Annotated in this window: 11 protein-coding genes and 2 pseudogenes; 11 read left to right on the forward strand and 2 right to left on the reverse strand. The window is 38.6% G+C overall.

Translation table 11 applies throughout. From position 1 onward, the window contains the following. Positions 1 to 45 precede the first annotated feature (45 nt). Positions 46 to 677 (reverse strand): annotated as a pseudogene (locus tag AAHA39_RS01725) (IS3 family transposase); the annotation flags it as partial. A 61-nt stretch (positions 678 to 738) separates the two neighbouring features. On the opposite strand from AAHA39_RS01725, the pseudogene AAHA39_RS01730 reads away from it, so the two are divergent. The 10 genes and pseudogenes from AAHA39_RS01730 to AAHA39_RS01775 form a co-directional block, all read left to right on the forward strand. Beyond that, positions 739 to 900, forward strand: a pseudogene (locus AAHA39_RS01730) (ATP-binding protein); the annotation flags it as partial. A 596-nt stretch (positions 901 to 1,496) separates the two neighbouring features. After that, complete coding sequence (tpx, locus tag AAHA39_RS01735; RefSeq protein WP_320657236.1) at positions 1,497 to 2,015, forward strand: thiol peroxidase; 519 nt, start codon at positions 1,497 to 1,499, stop codon at positions 2,013 to 2,015. A gap of 14 nt (positions 2,016 to 2,029) precedes the next feature. Beyond that, positions 2,030 to 2,656, forward strand: coding sequence for a peroxiredoxin (locus AAHA39_RS01740; RefSeq protein WP_320657235.1), 627 nt, complete (start codon positions 2,030 to 2,032; stop codon positions 2,654 to 2,656). Positions 2,657 to 2,725: 69 nt separating this feature from the next. After that, a complete protein-coding gene (locus AAHA39_RS01745; protein ID WP_320657234.1) occupies positions 2,726 to 2,944 on the forward strand; it encodes a hypothetical protein in 219 nt (72 codons plus the stop codon). 47 nt (positions 2,945 to 2,991) lie between these two features. Continuing rightward, a complete protein-coding gene (locus AAHA39_RS01750) occupies positions 2,992 to 3,516 on the forward strand; it encodes a fimbrial protein (protein WP_320657233.1) in 525 nt (174 codons plus the stop codon). A gap of 147 nt (positions 3,517 to 3,663) precedes the next feature. Then, positions 3,664 to 6,081 (forward strand): fimbria/pilus outer membrane usher protein, encoded by a 2,418-nt coding sequence (locus AAHA39_RS01755; protein ID WP_320657232.1) that lies wholly within the window; start codon positions 3,664 to 3,666, stop codon positions 6,079 to 6,081. Positions 6,082 to 6,083: 2 nt separating this feature from the next. Then, complete coding sequence (locus AAHA39_RS01760; RefSeq protein WP_320657231.1) at positions 6,084 to 7,145, forward strand: fimbrial protein; 1,062 nt, start codon at positions 6,084 to 6,086, stop codon at positions 7,143 to 7,145. 28 nt (positions 7,146 to 7,173) lie between these two features. Further along, a complete protein-coding gene (locus AAHA39_RS01765; RefSeq protein WP_320657230.1) occupies positions 7,174 to 7,902 on the forward strand; it encodes a fimbrial biogenesis chaperone in 729 nt (242 codons plus the stop codon). 263 nt (positions 7,903 to 8,165) lie between these two features. Further along, complete coding sequence (locus tag AAHA39_RS01770; RefSeq protein WP_320657229.1) at positions 8,166 to 8,762, forward strand: hypothetical protein; 597 nt, start codon at positions 8,166 to 8,168, stop codon at positions 8,760 to 8,762. Continuing rightward, positions 8,692 to 10,275, forward strand: a complete 1,584-nt coding sequence (locus tag AAHA39_RS01775; protein WP_342689990.1) for an EAL domain-containing protein — start codon at positions 8,692 to 8,694, stop codon at positions 10,273 to 10,275. The genes AAHA39_RS01770 and AAHA39_RS01775 overlap by 71 nt, the downstream gene beginning before the upstream one ends. Positions 10,276 to 10,535: 260 nt before the next feature. On the opposite strand, the gene AAHA39_RS20555 is transcribed toward AAHA39_RS01775, so the two are convergent. After that, positions 10,536 to 10,943 (reverse strand): helix-turn-helix domain-containing protein, encoded by a 408-nt coding sequence (locus AAHA39_RS20555; RefSeq protein ID WP_407707132.1) that lies wholly within the window; start codon positions 10,941 to 10,943, stop codon positions 10,536 to 10,538. Positions 10,944 to 11,250: 307 nt separating this feature from the next. On the opposite strand from AAHA39_RS20555, the gene AAHA39_RS01780 reads away from it, so the two are divergent. After that, the gene (locus tag AAHA39_RS01780) at positions 11,251 to 11,613 is read left to right on the forward strand and encodes a hypothetical protein (protein WP_320656076.1); all 363 of its coding nucleotides are present in this window, start codon (positions 11,251 to 11,253) and stop codon (positions 11,611 to 11,613) included. The last annotated feature ends 309 nt before the right edge of the window (positions 11,614 to 11,922 follow it).

Genomic DNA, 11,922 nt, shown 5'->3' on the forward strand with positions numbered 1-11,922 from the left:
GTCTCGGTTTTCTATTAATGTAATTTATTGGGCGGGCGGACATCACTCCGCCACCGGCAGGGAATGAGAAGAATGGGTTGTCGCCTTGAATTTGCGCTTTTGTTTGCAAGACAAGCCCATTTCACGGCGCAATCGCCCAATCCGGTCCCGCCCGGCGTAAAATCCTTCGGCGGCCAACTCAGCTTGTAAACGCTCTGCGCCATAGGTCTGGCGCGTCTTGCTGTGAGCAGCCCGAATGGCGACCTTGAGTCGTTCATTTTCTTGTTGGCGCTGTGACGGTGGACGCTGGCGCCAGTGGTAGAAGCCCGCATGAGAGACCTCCAGCACACGACAGATAACGGAAACGGGATAGAAGTCCTGCTGGTTGGCTATCCACGCGTACTTGGCAGTGACTCCTGAGCAAAGTACGCGGCCTTTTTTATGATGTCGCGCTCCATGTTGGCTTGTGCGAGAGCTTTGCGTAGCCGGGCCACTTCAGCCTCCAGCTCGGCGACAGAACGCGCTCCGGGAATGGCCGATATATCCTTTCCTCCTTTGGCTGCGACCACCCAGTTGCTCAGCGTGCCTTTGGCAATACCCAACCTTCTGGCGGCTTCAGCTTGGCCAAGGCCTTGCTCCAGCACCAGTCGAACCGCCTCTGCCCGAAATTCTGCTGAGTAGTGTTCTCTCGATTTCATTAAATATCCCCGATTGTCTCATCGTAACAATCGGAACTGTCTGTGAAAATCAGGATACTTCAGTCAGCTGCCGACGGAAGAGTGGTATGCGAGCATAGGGGACAACACACTGGTAGATGCGATCCTGGACCGGCTGATGCACAACGCTCACCGGCTGTCACTTAAGGGAGAATCGATGAGAAAGAGGAGAGGTGAGTTGACCGAATCTGAACAGTTGCGTTAGAAACGGGATGACGTGAGCGCGTTAAGGATCAGGGGGCACGTTGGCCGGAATGGCTGTTCAACTTCGCCGGAATACGCAATCACCATAGGTTGACCCCTACAAAAGTCCTATCAACAGACTTATAGGTTCAAAAAAAAATCGACAATGTAACGCAGTGCAACAAATTTTTTCTGAAAAAAAGTACTGCTCGAACGATTAATTATTCAATGCTTTTTTGTGTGATACCAATAAGTATCACATGCAAATAGTAAGGGTAAGCACTTGTCGTGAAAACGTTTTTCGCTATTTTTTTTTTTCTCTTATTTTTCATGAGCTTGTACTTACTGCTGTGTCATTAAAGTTTTGACTCTATATTTAGCATCGTTGATTTTGTGCTTTTATTCTAATTTGGAGTCTTGGCACTAATTTATTTAACGCGTTGAAGTGAGTTGCTGTTCGTTACATAAAAAAATAAAACTATAGTTGATTAATTAAACTGTGGTCGTAATATGTGCTCCGTGTTCTGCAGTGATTCAAAAAAAGTTGATGCGTTGATGCATATATCACTGTAGTTCTGCGGCTTCTTCATAAAGACCAACCAAAAGGTAAATATAAACATGAGCATCATGAGTACTAAAAAAATTACATTTCTTGGCAATCCTATCTCCGTAATCGGCTCTTCACCAGCCATTGGTGAGAAGGCAAAAGATTTTGAGCTGATTAATGGCAACTTGGAGAAGGTAAGCCTTAACTCATTTGATGGTAAGAAAAAAGTCGTCAGTGTATTTCCTAGCATCGATACTCCTGTATGTGCTAGTTCAGTAAAAGAGTTTAATCAATTTGCTGCAACAATTGAAAATTGCGTTGTGTTATGTGTGTCTGCTGATCTCCCATTTGCACAATCTCGTTATTGCGGTGCTGAAGGGCTTGATAATGTAGTCATGCTGTCTACGTATCGTAACGATTGCTTCATGCATGACTATGGCACATATCTGAACACTGAGCCATTGGTAGGATTATCCGCACGAGCAGTATTCATTCTTGATGAAGATAATAAGGTGATTTATCACCAGCTGGTTGGCGAACTGACCAATGAGCCTGATTATGAAAAAATCAAATCTATCATTTCAGCATAATACATGAGGTAGAAATGCAATTTTTAAGTAAGTTGAAAGCAATTTCTTTTATTGTACTTTCTGGTATTTCATGTTCCAGTCTCGCTGGCGAGTATGCGACTAGCTCAGAGCACCAAGCTCTTGGGAAAGGGGAAACGGTCACCTTCAATAAGGATGCGACATTTCATTTGGAGGGGATGGCATTAAAGGTAGGAGATCTATTCCCTATGGTCGCATTACGGTCGCCAAATTTGGATGAGGTCATGACTGGCGGCAGTGGCAAGAAGAAAGTCTATGTCGTTGTTCCATCTCTTGATACACCAGTCTGCCAGGTGCAAGTCAAAGAGCTTGATGCGTTGATTAATAAATACAAGGATGACTTCAAAAATGTAGACGTGACCGTGGTTAGCGCGGATACACCTTTCTCACAGGCGCGATATGTGGCCGCTGAGCAGATTTCACCGAAGGTGAAGTTTCTCTCTGACTACGTAGATCACAAGTTTGGTCTGCGTACCGGTACTCAAATTCGTGAATTGAGTCTGCTGTCTCGTGGAGTCTTTGTAGTGAATGACATTGGTGTAATCACATATATGCAACGTGTACCTGAGTTAACAGCTATGCCAGACATGATGAAAGCGATCAAAGCATTGCAAAAGATATAATCGCTTTTGGTGTGAGCTGGCTTAATTAGATAGGTCAGCTCACACAGCAAAATAATCGGCAGGAGAAAAATGAACAACAAGTTAATTGCTATAGTTATTTTTTTATTATTCTTGATTTTAAGTGGTTGTTACTTGGTCGGCGAAAAAAAACACGATAAACATGTCGTGGGGCATGACCATGGTAGTTGTATGTTTAGTCATAACACAAATCATACAGATATATTTTCCATAATAGAGTGTGATATTAAGCCATATAAATCACAGCATGCATTTGATGCATGGTGGTGATTTTAGCGTTTATGATTTTTGTTGTCTAATTGCAAGGGGGTATTCTTATGAAGTTTAACTATGGACGTGCTATAGAATCAAAATTCGGTATTTTTATGTTTGTTTTTTTTGCTTCACAAGCAATGGCTTCTGAGGGAACAATAAAAATTACTGGGCGGGTTTATGAAGCATCCTGTAAAGTGACACAAGATAGTAAGAATATTGTACTCCGTAACATATTGAGAGGCGAGCTTAATGCAAAAGGCAGTTTTGGCCAAAAAAATCACTCAATTGTTATTGAATCCTGCCCAGATAATGTGACGCCTGTGTTTAAGTTTTCTACTGCTGGGGGGCAAGTCCATGATGTAGTTAATGGGCTACTTAATAATTCAGGTCTTCATGGTGCTGCTGGTGTCTATGTGCAATTACAGCAATCAAGTGGAACTGCAATCGATTTCAACAATTTTACGCATTCTCTTAGCAGCGGAAATAATACTATAAATATTAAGGCTGCTTATTATGTTCCTGACGCACAAAAAGTAACTGTTGGTGCCGTAAATTCATCAATAAATTACCAGATAGATTATCCTTAACCGTATATAGATCAGTGCTATTGCCATCTTTTATGTGATTTGAGATTCAAACAAAGAAAAAGTTAATCTAGTCGCTTAGGCTTGGTGTTTCAAATTCGTCATGTTTGGCTGTTATTGTGTGTTGGTGTTTATTTAGAGTTGGTATAGATGTTGTTCAAGTTTGTAAATGTGGTGGCCTGCATGGTTGTATGCAGCAGGAAGTATTTTATCCTCTCTATTTTAATTTTTAGCCAATATCATCGAGTTTATGCTAGCGAGTTTGAAACATCATTTATGGTTGGAAATAACACTGTCAATGATTCATACATATCTCCCTATTCAATACCCCAAGGAGGTTACTTAATAGAGTTGCATGTCTTTAGTAATACGGAAAAGATTATATCACAATTAGTATATCAGAACAGTGATGGGAATGATTATTACTGTTTTGACAGAAAAGGTGTGGAGTTGTGGGGGCTTGCGGTACCTTTAGAAACTAGCGGGAACGAAGTTAATGATTGCATTGATATCTCTAAAGCAATTCCTGGCATCAAGGTAGATGTAAACTTAAAAACATTAACTGGATATGTGAAGATTCCTGACAACTACATATCAAATAGCAGGCCAGAGTCTGCTAAATGGGATACTGGGGTTGCAGGTGCGTTTTTTAAATATACATCAAATGTAGTCAGTGCTCGTACATCAAATGATCATCTATTTGACATAAATGCTAATGTTGAGTCCGGCATCAATTTATCTAATTGGCAGATAAGGCATTCTGGTTTTTATGGCGATGATAGATATGAATTGCAGTCAATGTATTTTAAAACAGACTTGGATCGATATCATTCTGGTTTATTTTTAGGCGAAATAAGTACCTCCCCCTCTCTGCTTGGTGGATTTTCATTTTTAGGAATAAAAGTAGCCAGTGATATTGCCATGCGCCCACAGAATGACATCGATAACAAGTCAAGAGTGTTTGGTCTTGCTGAGACCAGCGCTAATGTCAAACTGTTAAATAATGGTCGGGTTGTTCACCAATCAATAGTGAGCCCAGGTGTTTTTTATATAGATGATATAAAAAGAAACGGTCCATTAGAAATGGTTATTGAAGAGGCTAATGGCGTGGTTAAGCGTTCCACTATTCCTAATTTTTCCATGGATGGTAATGATGAGTCTCTGTACGAATTATCGGTCGGTAAATACAACAGTAGCAGCTCAAGCCAGCCCCTTTTTATGGTAGCTAACTACAAGTTTAGAGTTAATGAGAGCTTTGATATATCAACAGGTGGCTTGATTTCAGATGGATATATTGGTGCTGATATTGATAATAAATTCTATACCCTATTAGGTAATTTTAATATAGGGTCTGTTCTATCGCGAACAAATAAATCGAGTAGTAACCACAGTGAAATATTTCAAGGTCATAAAGTTAGAGTCGCCTATAGCAAGCATTTTTCAGACAGCTCAACATATATAACTACAAGCTATAATAAAAGTTTAAGCGCTGAGTATCTGAGTTTTCAAGAATATGCACGCATTCAGAAGCATATCTCATATAGTGGACATGAAGAAAAAGATAGGTTTGAGATATCTCTTAACCAAGAAACCCCGAATGGTAGACTGTTTCTTATGGGCGGCGTACAAAGGTCAGTTCTCAATATAACAAGCAAAAACTACCATGTGGGATATAATCACGAACTCATTTGGGGGGGCATAAGTACATCGTTAATTCGTCAATCTCGAGAGAATCAAGATGACAACCGTTTTATGCTTGCTGTTGACTTTCCGCTGGATATGAATGGTTATACCAGACTTAGCACCGCAATATCTAATGGGGATAACGAATATGGGAGTATGCAAACATCCCTGAGTGGTAGTTATGGGGCTCTACAACAGAACTCATACCATGTTTCTGAATCGAGAAATATTAGCGGGCCGACACATTATAGTTATGCGGCAAGTTTACACCATAAAACTAATCTTAATGAGTTTGGACTTGGTCTAAGTCACGGCGATAATTATGAAAAACAGTATTTATCGGCTAAAGGGGCCGTTCTTATGGCAAATAATGAAATATTCTTTAGTCATGACCATCCTGAAACTATAGCTATAGTTTCGGCCAAAGGCGCGGAGGGGGCGCTAGTTAATGGTAATGCACAGGTAGCAATCAATGATAATGGCAATGCTATTCATGAGCTCACACCCTATATGAATAATACACTTAGTATTGAACATGATGATACTGATTACGATATAGATGTTGATAATGGACATCGCATAATATCCCCTAGACGGGGGGCAATTATTGTTAGTGATTTTAAAGTAACTCGTAATCGTTTTATTTTGCTAAAAATTACTGATAAAAGAGTTTCTTTTGGTGCTTCAGTACTTAATCATAACAATGACTTAGTTACGCAAGTTGCACAAGGCGGGTTGATTTACATTAATGCCAAGGATAAAAATTTAAAAATAAAATTAGATGATGCTAAGTGGTGCCATCTTGCTAACGTTGAGATAGAGGATGCCAAAAAAAATATTCATCTCAATAAATATCAACGGCCAGTAAGTGTGCCATGTAGTTGAGGTTGCAAAGCTTGATTTTTAAATATGGATCTTTAATAAGGTATGCGGTTGTTATTTTCCTTTTTTTCTCGGGACTAGCTCGTTCTATAGAGTGTCCAGGGATAGATGTAGGGAAAACTTATAAATGTAACTTTGGTACGCCAACAGTAACAAGTAATAAATTTGAAGTGTTCCAGAATATTGCATCTGGAAGCAAAGTTGGTAATATCAGTTTCACTATACCTTATCACTGTAATCTTAATAGTCAGTTGGTGCTTTCATTAGCGATAGACGGTCCACAAAGTGCTCAAAGTGACGTTGGTAACGTCGCATACTTTACAACAAATGTTAACGGTATTCTATTGAGGAGTCAGCGTGCCAAGGAGCATTTAACACAAGGGGCTATCTGGGGTAGAATACCTTTTGCGGTACCTCTTAAGGGCGTTCGCTATCACCATGACCGCCCCTATGAATGTATATCAGGTGTTGGAAGTGTTAATCTTGACGTATATTATTTCCCTGTGGATTCTAAACCGATTGATGTCGGGGAGTATAATGTAAGTTTTATTAATCCTCCTAGAATTTCAGCCACAAGATGGTCTAACCATTCTCATCACCATGATAGTATTGTTACTACGCATCTAAATAGCTTTCAATTAAAGATAAAAAAAACACCTTGCCATGTTAATGACCAAGATTTTTCTCTTGGACTCTTTAATGTGAATGACATAATGGTAGTTAAAAATGCTTCTATCTCAAAAAGTATCAATATAAAGTTATCGTGCGAATCTGGGCCAGCCAGAAATATAGAATATAGTTTTTCGAGTCAGACCATAATTAATCCTGGAGGTCTTGTTGACGTTGAGAAAAGTACAAATTCAGCGGAGGGGGTTGCTTACAAAGTTGAACATATGGTCAATGGACAAGCGTTCAGTGATATTGAAACGAATAGGAGGGAGCGCATAGTTGTTAATGAAAACGAATTATCACCTAGTATTAATTTAAGAATAACTCCAATAAGGAGAGGTGATATCAAGCCAGGGGTTGCCAATATACATCTAACTCTAACGCTCACACATAATTGAATCATAATCTATACTAGGAGTTAATGTTGTGATAAAAAAAACGATTTTTGTCGGTATATTGTTTTTATTGAATATCTTTTTCGTAGATATACGTGCGGCCATACAAATTCATGGCACCCGTTTTATATATAATGAGGCTGATGCCTCTGCAATAGTTAGAATTACTAATGAGGGTAATTATGCCAGTTTAGTTCAGACATGGATTGATGCCGGTGATTTGCTGATGCAGCCGGGGGAGGATCTCTTACCTATATCAATCCTACCACCTATGGCAAAAATAGAGGCGAAGCAAGGGCAATTATTTAAGTTGATCTATACAGGGATTCCCTTGCCAAAGGATAGAGAGTCAATTTTTTGGATTAATGTACTTGATATTCCAAGAAAAGTACTTGATGAGAAAAGTTCAAATTTGGTTAAAGTGGCCGTACGATCTAGAATGAAGATTTTTTATCGTCCTACAGGATTAATGTACACGCATCAAGAGGCGATAAATAAGTTGCGCTTCAATATAGATAGGAAAAAAAATATGCTAAGGATCATTAATGATGGAGCGTACCACTTAACTATTGAAAGCGCAAAATTAGACGGCTCCGTTCTCGACATTAAGTCAATGATATCTCCGTTTTCTCAAAAGGAGTATAATATTTCAGGTGTTGCCTATCCCCTAAATGGGGCTGAGCATAAAGTGGTTTTAAATATAATCGGTGACTATGGACAAATCATTTCATCAAGTTTTTCATTTAAAACTGTGAAATAAAAACCCCGTTCAATTAATGATTGTTAGATATTTTGGGATGCTAAAATTTGTTCTGTGAGAAAGTAAAAGAAAAATGCGATGACGTTAATCGACACTCCAATGAGTACAGCGAATGCATCAGATACTGCCGACAATTAGAGATACCTAAATTTAACGTTGGGTGTGAATATATATCAGCTAATAATGTATACTGTGGTGAGACATTGAGGTGTGCACCTCAAATGGGGTCTGATGAAGGTGTCGGGCTCATTAGGAGAGCAGTCATGATGGCTATGAATCAATCTGAGCTGCAATGTAATTCCGTGATGTTCATATGTCAGGAATCAAAAAATTCTAAAGACCTCGCTTGCCATGCTAACAATTTTACTTGTAGTTGTTGCTTTTGTGATCTGGAGCAGATTTTTCTAAACGTAGGCATTGATAAAATAGAAAACGTGCAATATATATTATCTTCATTAATGAACTTAAATGTCAAGGTGTGTGTTTTTTTTGACATGCTCTCTATCTTAAATAAGGATGGGTTGAAAAAAGCTTGTGTATTGAGTGAATGCGGTGTATCCGTCGGTATTAGTGGATGTATTGATATCGACAGCATATATGATCATATCTTCTCATCAAATATTTTCGATTTTATTGAAATAAGCTTGCCTGATAACATGAGCGACGCTTGTGTTTATAATCGACTAAAGGATAAAATTCTTTACTTAAAAGAGAGCTTTGGTGTCGAGACAGTTTTAAATGGTCGGGGTGCTAGTATTAATGCTTTAGGTGCTACTGGATGTTGGGGGATTGTTTGTTGTTATCAATGTTTTTGGGGGCGCGATGTTAGGAACAAAAAATTTCAATCGCCGATATCGTGACAAGGCGAAAATATATACATTTACATTAGTGTTTTTTTTGTTATTAGTGGATATAATATTCCTTGTTAATGTTTATACTAAAAATCATGATGCGTTACGTGAGCAAGCTGATAATGGAGAAAGGCAATTAAAGAACGAGGTTAAAAAGATCTTGGATGAGGTTCGTGTTGCCGTTGAGCTTATCGCGGTCAATGATAATGCAGATTTGGCTTGCCATGATTTAAAACCACAGCTTTTTGATGCAGCGATACAGAATACATATGCTGCAATGTTTTATGTTATCAATGCTGATGGTAGCATTTGTTCGCCCCATAAAATCAGCGTTCAGTTACATCGTTTTTTATCTAATGATGATATACTAAAGTTAAATGATGGTATTCATAAAATCGTTGTGAGTGAGGATGATAACAACAGGTTCTTCATGTTGCTATCTAAACATATTGGTAGTAAGGTTTACGTCGGTGTCATTAACTATATTTACGTCATAGATGACATAGAGGATTACAATCGCGCTGGTGATGGAGTTAAATATAGTTTAAAGGTCTTGGGTGATGACATAAGTCATAGTTCTAACTATGTAGATGCTCAAAATAATAAAGGTGAGATCGGGGATTATAATTTAGCTATAAATTATAATCTTACTCATGATATGAACTACCTGTTTCTATTAGATAATAAGTTATCCATCTCTTTATTAGTTTTTTTTAATTTTTGTGTTATTTGTTTTTTATATAAACTAGCCCCTATAGTTAAAGAGTATTTTTTATATATTGATATTGTTGCAGGATGTAAATATAATGAATTTACTCCATATTTGCAACCGATAGTAGATAGTGGCAATAATAATGTTGTTGGGTGTGAGGTTTTGGTTAGGTGGAATCATCCACTTTATGGCCTCATTAGTCCATTAGAGTTCATTCATGTCGCTGAGCAAAAAGGACTTATTATAAGGTTAACTGAGAATTTAATGGCTCAGGTTGCAACTAGCCTTTCTAATGAAAAAGAACTTAGAGAATTTAGTGTCAGTTTTAATGTTACATTAGAGCATTTGTTATCACCTACTCTAATTTCTGCTTGTCAGCACTTTTACTCTGAGTTTATTGGTGAGTCATCACCTAAAATCTGTCTTGAAATTATCGAGCGCAGTTCATTTGATGATTATAATGATGCTGATATTCTTGCTGCAATGAAAAGTCTGAATGGCATTGGTGTCACTTTTGCTGTTGATGACTATGGTACAGGTTATTCATCATTAAAACATATATACTCTGAGTGTATTTCAGTTATTAAAATTGACCACCACTTTGTAAGACATATAGTTCACAGCACAATCGCAAGTAAAATTGTAATGAATATTCTTGATCTTGCGAGTAGAATCAATGCAGTTGTCGTTGCAGAAGGCGTAGAGCAAGATGAACAGGCTGAGTTTCTTAAATTACTTGGTGTTCATCGTTTTCAAGGATTTTTATATGGAAAGCCAATTCCATTAAATGAATTTAAAATGAGAAAATAGATTAATATATTCCTTAAGTGCGATTTTAAGATCGCGAAGATATAAATTTGTCTTGTACGATTCATAGAGACCGTTTCAATTTGCTAAGCTGTAAATCCAATCTATAATTGGGGTCGCGAATCCGTTCCTTTTCTGGGACGTAGTGGCTATCCACCTTGTACAGATCTAGTTATCACCTGACTCCGGCCTCAAACCTGTGTCTTGTTTACGCTACTTTAGTGCGCAACTGCGCACTTCCTTCGGTATCAATTTCAGACCCTTCATGAACATGCTGTAGGGTTTTCGTATCGAACAAACCCTGATTTTTGACGATGTTGGATAAGTGGTTTGACCACATGCCTGCTTAAAACCTTATGGATCGTTGCTAAAGCGAGGGAAATATTAAAATGCTGGCGTAAGTCGCTCTGTATACGCCGGGCTCCTAAGTTGCGAGTCCGCTTGATCTCTAGGATATGTAGCTCTTCTGAGCTCCAGACCTTACGGTTGGGAGAGTGTTGAGGTCGCTTACTGAGTCTCGCTAGACCGGCGTCACCGTAGTCTTTGTAGCGACGCCACCACTTCCTGAGAGTCGGTCTAGATACGCCGCACTGACGACATACAAGACCTGCGTTACCGGTTTCCTCGTAGAGGTGTATCCACCGTAATCTTTTCTGAATTTCCCTGTTCATAGCATCACATCATAGTGAAATGATCTCTATGAATCACACGACCTGAGAATGGCTATAGCACAGCGAAGGTGTAGCACGATTAGGATCAGTTATTTAGGTCGTACGCATTTTAAAAAAATATTAAATCAATGATTTTTATATTTTTTATATTTTTTTATATTTTTTTATATTTTTTGGTGTCTTTTTAGCGGACATATTTTTTCTTGGGCGTTACTGTGATGAAGCTATATGTCGCTCAAGCTCAATATGTCGCTCAAGCTCATTAGTCTATCCAAGCTCCATTTTCTATTATTAAGGCTGTTAAATAATGAATTTTTTAAGATTTAAAATTGTGACTTTTTTTGTGTGCCTGTCGTGTGTATCTGGGATGTCAAATGCAAATGGAGTAGGAGCATGCGAAACAAAAGTACCAGAATTGGTTGAACATAACTTAGCAGGGGTTAATCCTGGTCAGGGACAGGATGAAAAGTCAGCTACAATGCAAAAGAATTTGATTATTGTAATGGCTAAACAGCTTTGTGAGAAAGCAGAAAAAGCTCGTGGCAATGAAAAGGCTATAGCTCAAGTGAGGGCTAAATTCAAAGAAATGATTAATGGCAGCGGTACCGCTGAGAGTAAAATGACTCAGAAGATGATGTTGCAAGCTTTTGAAATTGGATTGAAAGGTTAGCTTCTATAATTTTTTGTTTGCAAAAAACATGACCAAGTTTATTTCTGGTCGTGTGATGTGCAGATAATTGGTTGTCGTATGGAGTCGCTTTTGGGGTGACTCCTTTTTACATAATTATGACACACATACCTTCTCTGGAGTAAGCCAATCTCAATGGACGGATATTGTGCGGCACCGGGCGTGTCTAATTTGAAGCGGGGAGCTCACACGATCTGACTACACCTGCAACTTTGAGCGTGGCGGCAATTTTTACGATGGCAATCATAGCTCTCGGGGTGGCCAATCGGTCAAACTGCCGAAACTTATAAC

This window comes from Aeromonas sp. SE22, assembly GCF_038739755.1.
Lineage (GTDB): Bacteria > Pseudomonadota > Gammaproteobacteria > Enterobacterales > Aeromonadaceae > Aeromonas > Aeromonas jandaei.

What these genes read in the sequence shown, in the direction of transcription:
- AAHA39_RS20555 (WP_407707132.1), bottom strand. Translation starts at nt 10,943, where the DNA reads ATGAACAGGGAAATTCAGAAAAGATTACGGTGGATACACCTCTACGAG.
- AAHA39_RS01755 (WP_320657232.1), top strand. Translation starts at nt 3,664, where the DNA reads ATGTTGTTCAAGTTTGTAAATGTGGTGGCCTGCATGGTTGTATGCAGC.
- AAHA39_RS01750 (WP_320657233.1), top strand. Translation starts at nt 2,992, where the DNA reads ATGAAGTTTAACTATGGACGTGCTATAGAATCAAAATTCGGTATTTTT.
- AAHA39_RS01740 (WP_320657235.1), top strand. Translation starts at nt 2,030, where the DNA reads ATGCAATTTTTAAGTAAGTTGAAAGCAATTTCTTTTATTGTACTTTCT.
- AAHA39_RS01770 (WP_320657229.1), top strand. Translation starts at nt 8,166, where the DNA reads ATGATGGCTATGAATCAATCTGAGCTGCAATGTAATTCCGTGATGTTC.
- tpx (WP_320657236.1), top strand. Translation starts at nt 1,497, where the DNA reads ATGAGCATCATGAGTACTAAAAAAATTACATTTCTTGGCAATCCTATC.
- AAHA39_RS01780 (WP_320656076.1), top strand. Translation starts at nt 11,251, where the DNA reads ATGAATTTTTTAAGATTTAAAATTGTGACTTTTTTTGTGTGCCTGTCG.
- AAHA39_RS01745 (WP_320657234.1), top strand. Translation starts at nt 2,726, where the DNA reads ATGAACAACAAGTTAATTGCTATAGTTATTTTTTTATTATTCTTGATT.